13 protein-coding genes are annotated in these 15,682 nt (G+C 54.2%); 4 read left to right on the top strand and 9 right to left on the bottom strand.

The genetic code is table 11. The features are described 5' to 3' along the window. Nucleotides 1-133 precede the first annotated feature (133 nt). The 5 genes from NYE69_RS20240 to NYE69_RS20260 form a co-directional block, all read right to left on the bottom strand. A complete protein-coding gene (locus NYE69_RS20240) occupies nt 134-1,567 on the bottom strand; it encodes a hypothetical protein (RefSeq protein WP_340927619.1) in 1,434 nt (477 codons plus the stop codon). 39 nt (nt 1,568-1,606) lie between these two features. Beyond that, nucleotides 1,607-2,587 (bottom strand): ABC transporter permease, encoded by a 981-nt coding sequence (locus NYE69_RS20245; RefSeq protein ID WP_082207766.1) that lies wholly within the window; start codon nt 2,585-2,587, stop codon nt 1,607-1,609. A 7-nt stretch (nt 2,588-2,594) separates the two neighbouring features. Beyond that, nucleotides 2,595-4,085: a sugar ABC transporter ATP-binding protein gene (locus NYE69_RS20250; protein WP_340927620.1), complete on the bottom strand. Its 1,491-nt coding sequence runs from the start codon at nt 4,083-4,085 to the stop codon at nt 2,595-2,597. 78 nt (nt 4,086-4,163) lie between these two features. Further along, nucleotides 4,164-5,150 (bottom strand): sugar ABC transporter substrate-binding protein, encoded by a 987-nt coding sequence (locus NYE69_RS20255; protein WP_340927621.1) that lies wholly within the window; start codon nt 5,148-5,150, stop codon nt 4,164-4,166. Nucleotides 5,151-5,327: 177 nt separating this feature from the next. Beyond that, nucleotides 5,328-7,334 (bottom strand): LacI family DNA-binding transcriptional regulator, encoded by a 2,007-nt coding sequence (locus tag NYE69_RS20260; protein WP_340927623.1) that lies wholly within the window; start codon nt 7,332-7,334, stop codon nt 5,328-5,330. Nucleotides 7,335-7,648: 314 nt separating this feature from the next. On the opposite strand from NYE69_RS20260, the gene NYE69_RS20265 reads away from it, so the two are divergent. From NYE69_RS20265 to NYE69_RS20270, 3 genes are all read left to right on the top strand, one after another. Next, nucleotides 7,649-7,801, top strand: a complete 153-nt coding sequence (locus tag NYE69_RS20265) for an RNA polymerase sigma factor (protein WP_278738593.1) — start codon at nt 7,649-7,651, stop codon at nt 7,799-7,801. Next, nucleotides 7,801-8,046 (top strand): DUF5643 domain-containing protein, encoded by a 246-nt coding sequence (locus NYE69_RS33785; protein WP_445744781.1) that lies wholly within the window; start codon nt 7,801-7,803, stop codon nt 8,044-8,046. The genes NYE69_RS20265 and NYE69_RS33785 overlap by 1 nt, the downstream gene beginning before the upstream one ends. A gap of 64 nt (nt 8,047-8,110) precedes the next feature. Next, entirely contained in the window at nt 8,111-8,551 is a 441-nt protein-coding gene (locus NYE69_RS20270) for a DUF5643 domain-containing protein (protein WP_278738595.1), read from the top strand. A gap of 374 nt (nt 8,552-8,925) precedes the next feature. Here NYE69_RS20270 and NYE69_RS20275 read toward each other — a convergent pair whose 3' ends face one another. From NYE69_RS20275 to NYE69_RS20290, 4 genes are all read right to left on the bottom strand, one after another. Next, complete coding sequence (locus NYE69_RS20275; protein WP_340927624.1) at nt 8,926-11,124, bottom strand: DEAD/DEAH box helicase; 2,199 nt, start codon at nt 11,122-11,124, stop codon at nt 8,926-8,928. Continuing rightward, nucleotides 11,121-12,440, bottom strand: a complete 1,320-nt coding sequence (locus NYE69_RS20280) for an ATP-binding protein (protein ID WP_340927625.1) — start codon at nt 12,438-12,440, stop codon at nt 11,121-11,123. Before NYE69_RS20280 ends, NYE69_RS20275 begins: the two co-directional genes overlap by 4 nt. Then, nucleotides 12,437-13,975, bottom strand: a complete 1,539-nt coding sequence (locus tag NYE69_RS20285; protein ID WP_340927626.1) for a TerB N-terminal domain-containing protein — start codon at nt 13,973-13,975, stop codon at nt 12,437-12,439. The genes NYE69_RS20280 and NYE69_RS20285 overlap by 4 nt, the downstream gene beginning before the upstream one ends. 133 nt (nt 13,976-14,108) lie before the next feature. Continuing rightward, nucleotides 14,109-14,279, bottom strand: coding sequence for a hypothetical protein (locus NYE69_RS20290; RefSeq protein ID WP_270618772.1), 171 nt, complete (start codon nt 14,277-14,279; stop codon nt 14,109-14,111). A gap of 170 nt (nt 14,280-14,449) precedes the next feature. Here NYE69_RS20290 and NYE69_RS20295 point away from each other — a divergent pair, with 170 nt between their 5' ends. Further along, nucleotides 14,450-15,640 (top strand): M14 family metallopeptidase, encoded by a 1,191-nt coding sequence (locus NYE69_RS20295; RefSeq protein ID WP_340927628.1) that lies wholly within the window; start codon nt 14,450-14,452, stop codon nt 15,638-15,640. Nucleotides 15,641-15,682 lie beyond the last annotated feature (42 nt).

Raw genomic sequence — 15,682 nt, forward strand, 5'->3', positions numbered from 1 at the left:
GTTAAAAAATGCACAAAGGACCTCTTCCCCGCCAGGCGGATTGGAGGTCCTTTGTGCCGGCCGCTTCGGGACGACCGCTGCGAAATATGGCAAAGCGATAACAATGGATCGGCAAAGATCGATTGCTCTTGCCTTAATCGTTAATCATTTGCGCCAGCCCTTGTTTGGAGTCGATATTTTTCTCCATCGCATCCGCCTGCTTCTCCCAGTCCGCAAATTTGCCGTAAGCCGTATAAATCGTCGAGCCGGTCGGCAGCTCGGGGTGCTCATTCTCTCCGTTCGTGCCCCAGTTCACCCAGCCGGAATCGCTGCGCTGCACGATTTGGTAACGCGATACGACCGCGCTCGTGTACCACACCATGGCATAGCCGGTTTCATCGTTGATCTCGGCGGTTTTGTTGGCGCTCAGCGGGAAAATGGTCTGCTCGGGCGCACTGTTGACGTCCACCTGCTTTTGGAACAGCACTTGTTCGTTCCGCTCGCTTTGGTGCACCTGTTTATGGGATTCGGGGATGATCTCGGCAATATGCGCCTTGATTTCCTCCGCCGTCAAAATCCCGTCCCGGATGCAAAAGAGTCGCCAGAAATAGTCCCAGGACACCTCGTTGATATTCTCCCCGATGCTCGCCTTGTACTGCTTCAGCTTGTCGTTCCCCAGCTTGTCCGCGTCAGCGAGCAGACGGTGCACGCCGTCCGACAAAATGTTGGCATACAGGTCGCCTTCCCGGTAATACGTACCCCCGTAAGAAGCGAAGGAGCTAAAGACGCGGTTGCCTTGTCCGCTCTCGAATTCGTCTCCGACGGTAATTTTGTTGACGACCGGGATGCCGTCCACCGTGGTGGAGAAATCATCGACCTCGTATTTTCTGCGAAACCAGGGCGAATTGTAGAAAAACTCCCAGGTCACCGAAAACTTTTTCCCTTTCAGATTTTCGTCCAATCCGTCGGGTACCTGGCCGTTCATGCGGTACCGGCAGTAGATCGGGCCTTCGGCCTCGACGACGTATTCCACCTTCGTGTGCTCCGGCGGATTGATCAGCCCGTTTTTCGGGGTGAAGAAAGGACCGTAAAATCCCCCGATCGCATTGGAGTAATCCTTGATTAAATTTTTCCGTTCTTCCTTGGCTTCGAAATACCGGATGCCCCATTTCCCGTAGGAGGTGCCGTCGGCGGTGCCGGAGCACAGCTCCAGAATATAGTAGCCGGTATCCAGTCTGCGGAAGCCGTCCGCCTGCACGGGCTCAAGCTTTTGAATGCCCTTATACTCAGGGACCTCAGCAAGCGGTTTGCCGCCGGCATACAGTGAGTACGAGGCGACCCGTTTGTCCATGCTGACCACGTAAACGATCGACGCTTCCCGGATAAATTCCCCGTCAAGCACCACGTCTATAAGTTGAAACGGGACCTTGCGGTTTTGGTCGTCATACAGTTCAAGGCTGCCCGGGTGAACCCGGTAATCGGAGAAATTCAGCTTGGTGATCACCGGCTCGTTTTGTCTCGGCAGATGGTCCGGATTGTTCAGCATGATTTGAAATTTATATTTGAATGCTTGCGCTGTTGTGTCCATAGTCAAAACCTCTTTTCATGGTTGGTCTGATGCTGCGGTTTATTTGGCGAATTTGAAGGAAAACGGAAGCTTTTTGCCCTTCTGGGCGTCGATCAGGACGGCGATCAAGATGATCAAACCTTTAACCAGCAGCTGCCAAAACGAGCTGACTCCCATCAGGTTCAAACCGTTGCTTACGACCCCGATGATCATGACGCCGAAGATCGTTCCGCTGATGCGGCCCCGCCCGCCGGCCATGGACACTCCGCCCAGCACGCAGGCCGCGATCGCGTCCATTTCATAGCCCTGGCCAACCGAAGGCTGGCCCGAATACATTCTCGCCGAAAGCACGATGCCCGCCAGTGCCGAAAGCAGCCCGGCCAGCGTATACACCGCAATCTCCACCTTCTTGATGCGCACGCCCGACAGGCGGGCCGCTTCCCGGTTGCCGCCGATCGCAAAGATGTTGGTTCCGAACTTCGTTTTGTTCAGTAACACGATGAAGATAACCGTCAAGATGGCCATATATAGTACGGGCAGAGGCAAAAAACCGAACAGCTTCCCCGTCCCCAGCTGGGTATAGGCGTCGTTGGTAATGCGGGCCGACCGTCCGCCGCTGTAAATATAAGCGATCCCCTGGGCGATGTTCATCGTCGCTAGCGTCACGATAAATGCAGGCAATTTAAATTGGGTGATGATCACCCCGTTGAAAAATCCGAGCAGCGTGCCGATTAAAATTCCCAGCAAAATCGCTACGGGCATGGGGATGCCGTTATTGACCATAAAGCCGACGGTCAGCGTCCCGGAGACGGCCACAATCGCGCCGACCGAGAGGTCGATGCCGCCCAAAATCATCACCAGGGTCATGCCGAGAGCGAGGAAAACGTTGTTGGAAACCTGCCGCAGCACCGTGATCAAGTTTTCCGTCGTCAGGAACACCGGCGATACGATCGATAAAATCACGCATAAAACCAGCAACACGAATATAATGCCGATATTGCCTCTGACCATTGATGTAAGAGCGCTATTTTTTGTGCTCATCGCTTTCTCATCCTCCTGTCGCATAGCGCATAATATTTTCCTGGGACAGTTCCTCCCGGTTTAGTTGCGCCACCAGCTTGCCGCTCCGCATCACGCACACCGAATCGCACATATTGATGATCTCCGGAAGATCGGAAGAGACCATAATAATCGCCAACCCTTCATTGGCCAACCGGTTGATAATCGCGTAGATTTCCGACTTGGCCCCGACGTCGACTCCGCGGGTAGGCTCGTCCAGGATCAGAAGCTGCGGGTTCGTAGCCAGCCATTTGGCGATGACGACCTTCTGCTGGTTGCCTCCCGACAAGCTGGACACCTCGATGTCCGCCGAGGCGGTCTTAATATTCAGGTCGCTCACGTATTTGCCGATCTGTTCGCTTCTTTTTTTCTCGCTGATCAAAAGCCGGCTGCCCATCAACTGATCGAGATTCGTTAACGTAAGATTGAAGCCGACCGAGTTTTCGAGAACCAGCCCTTGGTCCTTGCGGTCTTCCGGGACCATGGCGATCCCTTTGGCGATAGCCTGGCTGCAATTTTTAAAGCTGACTTCCCCGCCGTTCAAGTAAATCCGCCCGCGGTTATGCCGGTAGGCGCCGAAAATGGTTTGCATCAGTTCGCTTCTGCCCGCGCCTACCAGGCCGGAGAAACCGAGGATTTCGCCTTTGCGCACCCGGAAGGACACGTCTTCGAATACGCCCTCTCTGGACAGCCCTTCAACGCGCAGCACCTCCTGGTCACGGACGGAATAGGTGCGGGTGTAGAAGCTTTCCAGCTCCCGGCCGACCATCATCGCCACCAGATCTTCCGTATTGGTGTCCGAGGTCCGCTTCGTGCCGACATAACCGCCGTCCCTTATGACGGTGATGCGGTCCGCCATCTTAAACAATTCTTCCAGCCGGTGCGAGATATAAATAATGCCGACGTTTTGCCGCCGCAGCTTCTCCATCGTCACGAACAGGCGGCCCACTTCCTCGTCGGACAAGGAGGAGGTCGGTTCGTCCATCACCAGGATTTTCACGTTAAATGAAATCGCCTTAACAATTTCGATCAGCTGCTGCTGAGCCACCGTCAATTCTCCCACCAATGTCGTGACATCGATGTTCAGCCCAAGCTGCTCGATCATGCGGTTGGCTTCGGCTTTCATCCGCTTTTCGTCCTTGAACCCCCATTTGTTGACCGGTTCGCGGCCCAAAAAGATGTTCTCGGCAACGCTGAGATATGGAACGAGCACGATTTCCTGGTGGATAATGCCGATTCCGTAAGCCCGGGCGCTTTGCACGCTGTCGATATCCGCGGGCTCACCGCCGATAAAGATTTGTCCCCGGTCGGGCTTATGGATGCCGCCCAAAATTTTGATCAGCGTCGATTTGCCTGCGCCGTTTTCGCCCAGCAAGGCATGGATCTCGCCGGCTTTCAGTTCAAAATCGATGCCCTTAAGCGCATGGGTCCCCCCGAAGCTTTTGGCGATCCCACGCATCTCCAGCAAATTATCTCCCATGGTTGTTCACCTCCGAAGCGGTATCATCTTGAAAAAATTTAGAATGCAAGGGACGCTTGCATTCTAAATTTAAGGGGCTTATTGCCACTTGCCGGCGGTTTCTTTGGCCATTTCCTTCGTGACGATATGAGAAGGCAGCAGCACTTCCGGTTTAATCTCCTTACCCTGCAAATAATCGACCGCCATATTGAAGGAAGTTTCGGCAATTTGAATCGGCACCTGGGCCGAAACCGCCGTAAACGAACCGTCGAGCAATGCGGCTTTGCCGTCCGGAGACGCGTCGATGGAGTACACGCCGATATCCGTTCTGCCGCTCGCTTTAATCGCCGCCGCTACGCCCAAAGCCGACGGATCGTTGATCGCAAAGAAGGCGTCGATGTCGGCATTCGCCTGGATGATGTCTTCCGCGATCGGCATCGAGGCGTCCAGCGCCGCCTTGCCGTCCTGTTGGGCTACGATTTTAAATTTGGCGGCATTGTCGCCGAGGCCGTCCATAAAGCCCGCTACCCGCTGCACGCAGCTTTCGTTGGAAGGAAAGTCCAGGATGGCGATTTTGGCGCCGTCCGGATAGTCTTTCACCATCTGCTCGCCCATCAGCTTGCCGGCCATGTAAGCGTCGGTGGCGATGATGCTTTTTACGAGGTCTCGATCCTCTTTAATGACGGCTGTGTCGACGTTGAACACCGGAATGTTGCGGTCATGCATCGCTTCCAGCCCCTGGCGGATCCCCGCGGAATCGACCGGGATCACGAACACGGCGTCAAAGCCCTGGTTGGCCGCGTCCGACATCTGATTGATCTGTTTGTTCAGATCATAATCCGGGTCCAGCATCGTATATTTGTAGCCTTTCTCCTTGGCCAATCTTTCGTAGGTTTCATTCATCGCCGTTTGGAACGTATTGTTCTGCGTGTTCGTCAAAAAAGCAAAGCTGTACGTCCCGTCCTTGCCGCCGCCATCGCCGCTCCCCGCTTGATTCCCCGCCTCGGTCCCTTGCCCGTTGCCGCAAGCCGACAGAGCCAATACGGTAAGCGCTATCAATGAAAACTTAAAAAATTGCTTTTTCACAATAAACCAGCCCCCTATGATCAGTTTGTGAATAAAGAACGTCTGCGGTCGATCCGGTGCGCACTGTTTTTACGAATAAACCGCTTTCAACTTCTTTACGTAAAATGTATCATAGAGAGCTGCGAAATGTCAAATATTTTGTCGAAATTTTAAACAAAAAAATGATTCCAAATTAATTTACGTAAATTTCTTGAGAATTAATTCTTCAATTTCTGCTGGAGCCGGTTCCAATACAATATTTTTCCAAGCCTTTAACAGATTTTTCGGTTCCACGATATATGGCGGAACGCCGATATACTTGTGCTCATCATGGCCCAGCAAGGCCTTGGCGGTCGCCAAACCTACCGCGATCCCCTGATCGTATGGCCGCTGCGTGGACAATCCCTTGACCATTTCTTCTTTGGCCAAATACGTGGCGATTTCCGTATCGAGATCGAACGTGAAGACGGCCACGTCCTCCCGCTTCAGCTCCTGCAAAGCCTTGATCGCCTCCAGCGCCGGTCTGTCCCAGGAAATATACAAGCCTTGAATTTCCGGATGCCGCTTGATCATTTCTTTGCATACGTCGTACGTTTTCTCGATTTGGTAAAAATACTGCTCATCGACGATCTCGATATTGCGGAAATTGCTGCGGATCGTGTCGTTCGCCACGGCGTCCCTTAAATGCGTGCCGTAAAACGGGGCGCCATGCCCGATGAAGCCGATCTTGACGTTCTGCTCGTTTTTGAAATAGTTGCCCAGCAGGAGCGCCGCGTTTTGCCCGTTTTCCCGTTCGTTCACCGAAACGCAGCAGGAATACTCGTCTTTCGTCATGCCCTCCGGCACATGGCTCATAAAAATCAGCTTCGTTTCCTCCGAGATGTTCTTGAATTTCTTGGCGGTCAGCTCATCGTCAACCGGGATGGCGATAATCGCATCCGGTTTTTGCATGCGCAAGCCTTCCAGTTGCGTGACCTGCAGATTCGGGTCAAAACCGGCGTTGGTAATGGAAATAATGGAAATCCCGTATTGGTCCAACACATGGCGGATTCCGTTTTCGTATAGTCTTGTCCACGCCGTACCGCCGTAATGGAAAGAGATGCCGACTTTATAGCTGCCTGTCGTCAATTTTTCAACTTCTTCCTTGGACAACGTCAATTCATCGGGGGAAACCGGCTTTTCGCCAAACGGTCCTTTGCCGATCACCTGGGTCGACTTCTGGATCGAAAACGTCATCGGGACTTTGATTTCCCGGGCCTCGCCCGGGCCGTGATCCATGATGTCAAGCAGCATCGAAACCGCTTCCAAAGCCATTTGCTTCGTGTCTTGCTTCAGCATCGTCAGCGGCGGATTGATGATTTCCGACCATTCCTCATCACCGAACCCGATCACCGAAACGTCGGCCGGCCACTCCAGCCCCAGTTTATTCATCACCCGCAGCAAATTGAGCGTAATCCGGTTGCCGCTGGCCACAAAGGTCGGACTTTTATGCTGGCCCCAGACCTCTTTGATCCCTTTTTCGAAATCATCCAGCCGGTTTTGCTCCACTTCGATCACCAGCTCTTTGCGAAACGGGATTTTGTAGGAGCCCAGCGCTTCGCGGTAACCTTCCAACCGGTCTTCGACGCTGGAAAAATCCGCTTTTTCAATGATCAAGGCGATTTCCTCATGTCCGGATTTCAGCAGATGAACGCAGCCTCTGTAAATCCCTTCTTTACTGTCCGCCAGCACGGAGCCGACGCCTTCCAGGCGAACCTTGCGGTCCAGGAACAAAAACGGAAACTGCTGCTGCTTAAGCTTCTGGAACTGCTTCGCCTCCGTGCTGGCCGGTACGATGATCAGCCCCGCGATCCGCTTGTTGTTCAGGATGTTGGTAATGATGTTTTTCTCCAGCGTCACATCGTCATGATGGAAATAAACCGTCAAACTATAGCCCCGTTCGGTTATACAGGCTGAAATCGCGGAAGCCAGCTGAGAATAAAGCGTTCCCGACAAACCCGGCAAAAGCAAGGCGATTTCTGATTTTTTGCCGATTCTGAACTGATTGCCGGCAACCGCTATTTTTTTGTCGTAGCCCAGCTTCTTGATGACGTCTTCCACTTTTTCCGCCAGCTCGGGACTGACGTATCTCGTTTTATTAATGACATGGGAAACCGTGGCTATCGACACCCCGGCTTCTTTGGCTATCTCTTTTATCGTCGCCAATGTACACACCCCATCGCAAAATTTACGTAAATTAATAAAAAAATTGTAGCATTATCTATTTTTTCAGTCAATCGAATCGGGAAAAGCGATTTTTTACAACCATTTTTGCTTTTCAAAATGAATTTACGCATAATTCATTAGGAAGATTGCCAAGGATGTTTTCTGACAACCATAAATTTTTCTATGTTACCTTTCGGACAGTTGGCCGGTCTAATAAACGAAATGAAAGAGAAAAGAGGTGAAACGATTGGGAATTTAGTGAGGAATGCATACTGCTGGCAAAAGCCGGAGATCGCACCGCCCTTGTTCAATTGATGAAACAAGTGGAACTGCCGCTTTATCAAACCGCTTGGGCCATTTTCAAAAAACCGGAAGATTGCGATGATGCGATGCAGGAGGCTGTCTTAAAAGCCTTTAAATCCATCCATACTCTACGGGAGCCCACTTATTTTAAAACATGGATTTAATGTATTACAATATTGTGGATGGACAAGGAAATCCAATTCAACAGTCGTGGGTTCCGTCCCCTTATGAAGCGCCAAAAAATCACTATCATGAGGACGAACTGTATAGCGCGTTCAGTACGGCACCCAAATCCATTACGATCAAACCGTATACCTATACGGTCGAAAAATCGGATTGGACTGCGGTTGACAAACAAACAAAAACGTACCATAAAGATTTGGAAATGACGATCAGACCTGTCCGTTAAGGGCCCGCGAACCCTGTATCTGCCCTAGCAGTTCGAGCTTACGGTCAAAGCTTATATTTCAGGTGTGAAGGATCCTTTTACCTTTAAATTACCCGTCAAAAAACAAGCGCCACAAAACACGGTTTTAAGCAAAGCGGTGGTTAAGAAAGCGGGAAATTTCAGCTATACCGTAAAACGGGTAGAATTAACCCCTTATTCAAGCCGGTTAGAGCTGGCTGCACAAGGCGCTCATAAGCAAGTAAAGGATTTAAAAAATTTAGGATTTGATCTCGCGGATAGTAAAGGGAATACCTTTCCTATCCTGCAAGCTAATGACGGCGTCGTCAAAAAGCAGCACTACTTCGACATGACATATACATCCTTTGCGGCTGTTCCAAGTTCTATTGTCGTAAAACCGTATACCTTTAAAACGGACAGCAAAGGAAAATTGGTTCAAAACAGCGACGGGTCGCCTATAAAAGCATATCTGGAAGATTTGGAACTTAACCTTCCCCTGAAAAAATAAAAACGATGGCAAGCCTTCCATCCATATAAGAGCCCGGCTCGTATCCTACGGTGCGAGCCGGGCTCTTCACCGGGCTTGCTTTTCGTGCTTTCGAAAGAACTTGGCCTGGGCCGCGTCGTGGTCCATAATCCCCCCATCAATTAACTTGCTCGTCCCTCACCTGTCATTGGAGAAATCCAATAGATCGGGAACAAGCCGCTCCAAAATGGATGCTCATTGGAAATATCCAATAGATTTCGTTTAAATCGCCCGTATTACGCCTTGCCGAGCCAATCTATTGGAAATATCCAATCAAGTCGCCGGAATTACCAATCAACCTCCAATTCAATTGGATATATCCAATCAGAACATCCTTTTCAGGCGCAGGAACCCTGCTATACTTCTTCCTCCGGCATGTCGGCGAGCCCTGTCCGCAGTCCCTGCAAATCAAGACCGTCGGCGGCAAACGCCTGGCGGATGAGCTCCGGAGCGACGAACTCGTCGTATTTCCCCAGGTAAGGCGCTTCCTCCGGCGCCAGCAGGTCCTCTTCACGGCAGTCCCGGCAAGCTCGCGCGATTTCTCCGATTAACAGTTGCGGATCGCTTTTGCCCGAGACGATCATGTAGTAGGGCTCCATCGGGACGACGGAGCGTAAGGCGAGACGTTCGGACAAATGATGCTTGAGCAGCCGTTCCAAGGTGCGGAACGCCTTGCTGCCGACCCATGGCAGCACGAACAAGGAGTCTCCGCCAGCCGGCAGGACAACTTGCCGGGCCAGCCCGGTCTCCCTGGCCAGCCGCCGGGCCCGCTCCAACCGGTTCACCGCTTGCGGGGACAAATACGGATAGATGGCGGAGCCGGCGAGCACTTCCCGCATCTTTTTCACCACCTGCGTGTGAATATCTCCGCCTGCCCCAAGCCATAACGTATCCACTTTGCCGATCGCCGGTTTTACGTAAACCGCCTTATGCTTCGCATCCACCTCCGTCACCTTCCACAGCTTCCCGGCCAGGGTAAAGCAATATCCGGGCGGCGGAACGGTCGTAATCGAGCCGATCTCCTCGGAGCCGTTATACACCGCATGTTCTTCGTCATCCTGAAAGACGGCGTAAAAGCGGAAGTTGTTTACGATCTTCTCCCCGGCCAGGCCGATGATCAGCGACTTTTCTTCCGTCCACTGCAGATGATCGGTTTGCAGGAGATAATTCAGGAACATTTTATACTGCTCCGGGCTCACCCGGCGAAACGACGGAAGCGTCAGCACCGCTTGCGCCAGCTCGGCCGGCTCCGCTTCCCCCATGCTTTTCAACATGCTCATCGTTTGATGGTACATCGTGCCGATCGGCAGCTTGCGGATCTCCAGCGGCTCGATCCACTTGTCGCGGACGTACAGCTCGATCACCGCGACCGCGCGCAGCAGCGTCCACGGCATGCGTGCCGGCAGCGGGGCATCCTCGTCCTCTTCCTCATGGACGACGAACAGCATCTCGGACGCCGCATCGCCGCGCCGGCCGGAGCGCCCCAGCCGCTGCACGAAGCTGGACGAGCTGTACGGAGCGCCAAGCTGCACGACCCGCTCAAGCTCCCCAAGGTCGATCCCCAGCTCCAGCGTTAGCGTCGCCGCGGACACCGCCGGTCCCGGGCCGTTTTTCAGCGCGCTCTCCGCCTCTTCCCGCAGCATCGCCGAAATGCTCCCGTGGTGAACGTAAAACACGTCCGGCTCATGGCGTTTCGCCGCAACCCGGCGCATTTCCAGCGTCGTGAGCTCGGCGTCGGACCGGCTGTTGGTGAAAATCAGCGCCTTCTTCAAATGCGTGCTGTCGTAAATGTACTCGTAATATGCCTTGCGGGCGTTCTGCAGCTGCTCGGCCTGCTGTTCGTCACGGGCGTCGGGAAACGAAAAATGCTCAACCCGCAGCCGCAGCTTACGCCCTCCCGCCGAGGATACGACCTCGACTTGCTCGCTGCTTCCCGCTCCTAACCATGCCTTGGCCGATTCGTAATCGCTCAGCGTCGCCGACAGCCCGATCCGCCTCGGCCTGGCGCCGGCCATCCGCTCGATCCGGGCGATTTGGCTCAGCACCTGGATGCCCCGGTCCACCCCCATAAAGGCGTGCACCTCGTCGATGATGATGTAGCGCAAGTCTTTAAACAATGCAGGAATCGCGTTGGGGCGGTTCATCAGCAGCCCCTCAAGCGATTCGGGCGTAATTTGCAGTATCCCGGAAGGATTCCGGACCAGCTTCGTTTTTTCGGCTTGCGGCACGTCGCCGTGCCAATGCCAAACCGGAATGCGCGATTCGCGCAGCAGATCCTCGAGCCTGGCGAACTGATCGTTGATCAGCGCCTTCAGCGGGCCGATGTACAAGATGCCGACGGAACTGGCCGGCCGGTTGTGCAGCTCGGTCAGCGCTGGAAACAACGCGGCCTCGGTTTTCCCCGAGGCGGTGCCCGAAGCGATTAGCAAATGGCGGCTTGTCCCAAAGCAGATGCGGCAGGCCTCCACTTGCACGGCCCTTAGCGTCTCCCATTTCCGCTTATAAATAAATTCCTGGATAAACGGGGCCAGCTGATAAAAAGGATTGTCGCTCATAGTTCAAACTCCGCCAGAAAGCCGTCGATCTCGTCCGGATCCGCTTCGGCCGGCTTCACTTGATGCCCGCCGACAAGCCGCTCGAAGGATGCCTCCGGATTTTGCCGCAGCGTATGCAGCAAATTCATAAAATCGCGGATCACTTCGCGCGGGGTGAGCAGCTCATCGGCGCCCAGGCGGCCGACGGCAGCCTCCATAAAATACACGATCTCCTGCTGCGCGACCGACGGCGCATAGCCAAAATGCTGGGCATGGATGTTCACCAGCTTTTGCAGGAGCAGCAGTATTTCTTCGGGCGACAGCATCTCCAGCCTCAGGATCGGCCCGGAATAATTCACGAAGCCTTTCCCGGCGTAACGTCCTTCCATCAGTCGGGAGCGCAGCGCTTCATAGCTGAACAGGCCCCTGCGCTCATCTTCGACAAATTGCGGCGTCCCTCCGACAAAAATGCCCAGATGCTCCGCCTTGCCCTGCATCGTATCGTTAAACATCGTCAGCAGCTTTTCGTAATTGCTTTGCCGGGACACGCTGTTTGAAATCTTGTACAAATTGACGGCTTCATCGATAAACAGCAGCAGGCCGCGGTATCCGATCCGCGCCGCGAACTCCGACCACAGCTTGACATAGTCGTACCAATTTTCATCATCGACGATGACGCCAACTTGCAGTTCCTTTTTCGCTTCCGTTTTCGTCGGGTACTCGCCCCTTAGCCAGCGGAGCGCCGCCTGCTTCCGGTCGTCGTCGGCCAGCTTGTACCCGTTCCAGTAAGCGGCCAGCACTTTGGCGAAATCAAACCCGTGCACGAGGTTCTGCATTTCCGCCGTAACCGCAAAAATCCGCTGCTCCACCGCATCGTTTAAAGCGGGATCGCTTGGCTTTAGGCCCGTCTCCCGCAGCGCGTCCTGCTGCAAAGCGGCGAACCATTTTTGCAGCATCGCTTCCAGCGCTCCGCCGTCCGGGCGCGTCTTGGTGGACAGATGGGTCATCAGCTCGCGGTAGGTGGCCAAGCCTTGCCCTTTCGTCCCGACCAGCCGCCGCTCCGGCGACAAATCCGCGTCGGCCACGACGAAATCCCGGTCCATCGCGTAGTTGCGGATCGTCTGCAGCAAAAAGCTTTTCCCGCTGCCGTAACGTCCGGTAATAAATCTGAACGCCGCTCCGCCCTCGGCGATGTTGTCGAGGTCCTTGAGAATGGCGTCAACTTCCGCCCGGCGCCCCACCGCGATATGTTCCAGCCCCACCCGCGGCACCACGCCGGCCGTGAGCGAATTGACCAGCGCCGTGGTGAGGCGCTTGGGGATTTTCACTTCATTCACGAGAATTCTCCTTTCAAATGCGCAAAAAAGTCCATATATTCCGGGACAATCCGCCCTTCGTCAACAACCAGGTCCCCGATCGTTTCCATCGCCAGCTGGTTGATTTCATCCAGGATCAGCTCGGGCATGGTGCCGTAAGCTTCGGCCACAGCGGCAAGCGCGCTATCGGGCGCAGGGCTTTTGAGGGCAAGCAAAGCTTCGAGCTGCCCCGAATCAAGCTGTTCGGCGAATGAAGTCCAATCCTCGTCCAGCTGCGGCAGGTCCCAATACGCCAAGCTCTCTCCATCTTCCTTGCCGACTTCTTGTTCAGGCGCGACATTGTCCTGCGAGTCCAAAGCTGCTTCCGAGTCCAAATCCGCTTGCGGGCCCAATTCCGCGGCCAAACCCGAACTCGCCTGCGCCGCCGTTTCGCCCCCTTCCTCATAGCCGATCGCCAGCCTGCTCCGCACATAATCCGAATCCCGCTTAAGCGCCGCCAGCTTCTCCGCGTCGATTTCGATCCGCGGCTTTGCGGCCGTCTGCGCAGCGAACTCTTTTTCCAGAAAGCGGTCGATCAGCCGCGCCGTCTCCGGCTCCATAACGACGCCCCTCAAGCGTCCTCTAAATCCTCTTAATTCCCTTAATCGGTTTTCGGCATAGCGGATCGTTTGCGTGATACATTTTCGCAGCGGACGATGGCTGCTGAGCGGGACCGTACCAAGGGCTATCGTTCTCCCGTAAAGCGAATCGTCGTAGACCGCGCTGCGGAACAGATACCGCTCGGTCGTCCGCTCCCGGCCGGGATGGAATTTGTCGATCAGCCGGATCCCCTGCGTTTGGCACAAAAAAGCGTCCAGCATCCCGACAATCCGCGGGACCCACAGCTCCAGATCCGCTTTGCCGGGCCCCTGATAAAATTTGCTGCGCCGCAAATCGTAGTCGCTTAACGCAAGCAAGAGGTCCAGCGGGATTTGGGACGGCTGCTTCTTAAACATCCGCAGCAGTTCCATATCCAACAAATCCTCCGGATATGAGCCTCCGCCGCGCGTGATGATTTCCAGCAGCGGAACATCCAGCGCGTGCACAAACGCAAAATCGGCGAGCCAATCTTTCAAATAGGCGTTTAGCTGCGGATACCGTCCGCCATACGCCATCCAAATCCGGTTAAGTTCTTCGAACCCTTCCTGCGGGTCCGACCACCCCACACCGTTGATCAGTTCATAAACATAAACGAATATGTACGATAGATCCGTATCGGGGTAACGCCCGGCGCGCACTTCGGAACGCCAGTAAAAATACCATCTCTGCTGCGACTCCATCATATGTTCGTAGGTCGGCCAATAGCTCATAAACGGCGCAAAAGGCGCCGGCTCGCCCCGCTCGTTCACCCGCTTCCGCGCTTCCTTGGCGAAATGGCGCTCACGGTTGTAGAACGGAATGGACCCCGCGGACGCTTGACTCAGGTCCGTATCTTTTTTAAGCGGTATATCAAGTCCCGGCTCTTCTTCGTACAAATCGATTTCCGCAAATTCAATGGAACGCAAACGATTTTCCATGGCAAACTCTCCATCCTCATGGACAAGCGTCAAATTTCCATTTTAGTATATCATAACTGGGGAACGTTTGTTCACATCCGCTTATAATTGAAAATAAAAAACAGCGACCGGACTAGTCGCTGTTCTTGCAAAGTTACTCCGGGGCCTGGTCGTTTCCGATCCGCTCCAGACTTTCTTCCTCGGAAGGAAGGGCCGTTACGTCGGGCTGCTCCGGCATAAAGCCGGTTCGCAGATGCGGTCTCGTATCCTCGTAAACAGTTTGCGGGTCCCCGTCTTTTTCGATCGATATCCGCTCATTAGGCATAGTGATTCCTCCTTTTTGAATAGAATCCCCGTTTCCGTGAATTCCATGCTCGGGCGGATTATTTAGGGCAAGGACCATAGGCCGATCCTTCCCGTTATCATGCAATCTGACATGGAGCCCATTTTTCCCCCATATGCTGATAGGGAGGGTACGTCTAGGAGGGATGGCTTTTGAGAATACAAGTTCGTGCCGGGGATACGCTGTGGTATTACAGCCAGCTGTTTAACCTGCCGCTGCAGTTGATCGTGGATTCCAACGCCGGAGTGGACGCCGCGAATCTTGCTGTGGGCCAGGAAGTGAATATTCCGGGGTTTCTGGTCAGCGAATATCAAATCAAACCCGGCGACTCACTATGGAAGCTGGCCAGAGACCGGGGGATTTCGCTGGATATGCTGATTCTGCTGAACCCGTCGGTCAATCCGAACCGGTTGGAGATCGGGCAGAGAGTGCAGCTGCCGCTGCGGGTCACCTGGTTTGTGGTGGACGTCAGAAAACCGTACGATTATGCCGCGCTTCGCTCCGATCTGAACCGGCTTATGGATCTGTATCCGTTTCTCGGATACCGCAATATCGGTAATTCCGTGATGGGCAAACCGCTGCCCGAGCTGCGCGTCGGCCAAGGCAACAAACGCGTTCACGCCAACGGGGCCTTCCATGCCAACGAATGGATCACGACGCCTGTCCTGATCAAGTTTCTGAATCATTATTCGCTTGCATTAACCAACAATACCGGGATCAGGGGGCTGCAAATGTGGCCTTACTATGAGGCGGCGACGTTGTCCGTGGTTCCTATGGTTAATCCCGACGGCGTGGATTTGGTCATAAACGGCTTGCCGGAGCAGGTGCCCTACCGCAGCAATGTGCTGTCCTACAACAACGGAAGCTCCGATTTCCAGGGGTGGAAAGCGAACATACGCGGCGTGGACCTCAACGACCAGTTCCCCGCGCTGTGGGAACGCGAAGTCGCCAGAAATCCGCAGGAGCGCGGACCGCGGGATTATGGGGGAACCGCCCCGCTCACCGAGCCGGAAGCGATCGCGATGGCTGATCTAACGAGAGAAAGCGATTTTGCCCGCGTACTGGCTTTTCATACCCAGGGTGAAGTCATTTATTGGGGGTTTGAAAATCTAGAACCGCCCTATGCCGAAACGATCGTAAACGAGTTTGCCCGCGTCAGCGGATACGAACCGGTGCGGTATGTCGAAAGCTATGCCGGCTACAAAGACTGGTTCATCCAGGACTGGAGAAGGCCGGGGTTTACGGTGGAGCTCGGCAGCGGGGTCAATCCCCTGCCGCTGGCGCAATATGACGAAATTTACGAGGAAAGCCTGGGAATCCTGTTGGCCAGCTTGTATATGTGAGCCGTCGGATGCAGGCGTTTTGGGGCGGGAACGCTTGATTTC

Origin of the sequence: Paenibacillus sp. FSL R5-0527 (genome assembly GCF_038008055.1) — a bacterium.
Classification (GTDB): Bacteria; Bacillota; Bacilli; order Paenibacillales; family Paenibacillaceae; genus Fontibacillus; species Fontibacillus macerans.

What these genes read in the sequence shown, in the direction of transcription:
- NYE69_RS20240 (WP_340927619.1), bottom strand. Translation starts at nt 1,567, where the DNA reads ATGGACACAACAGCGCAAGCATTCAAATATAAATTTCAAATCATGCTG.
- NYE69_RS20245 (WP_082207766.1), bottom strand. Translation starts at nt 2,587, where the DNA reads ATGAGCACAAAAAATAGCGCTCTTACATCAATGGTCAGAGGCAATATC.
- NYE69_RS20250 (WP_340927620.1), bottom strand. Translation starts at nt 4,085, where the DNA reads ATGGGAGATAATTTGCTGGAGATGCGTGGGATCGCCAAAAGCTTCGGG.
- NYE69_RS20265 (WP_278738593.1), top strand. Translation starts at nt 7,649, where the DNA reads ATGAAACAAGTGGAACTGCCGCTTTATCAAACCGCTTGGGCCATTTTC.
- NYE69_RS33785 (WP_445744781.1), top strand. Translation starts at nt 7,801, where the DNA reads ATGTATTACAATATTGTGGATGGACAAGGAAATCCAATTCAACAGTCG.
- NYE69_RS20275 (WP_340927624.1), bottom strand. Translation starts at nt 11,124, where the DNA reads ATGAGCGACAATCCTTTTTATCAGCTGGCCCCGTTTATCCAGGAATTT.
- NYE69_RS20285 (WP_340927626.1), bottom strand. Translation starts at nt 13,975, where the DNA reads ATGGAAAATCGTTTGCGTTCCATTGAATTTGCGGAAATCGATTTGTAC.
- NYE69_RS20290 (WP_270618772.1), bottom strand. Translation starts at nt 14,279, where the DNA reads ATGCCTAATGAGCGGATATCGATCGAAAAAGACGGGGACCCGCAAACT.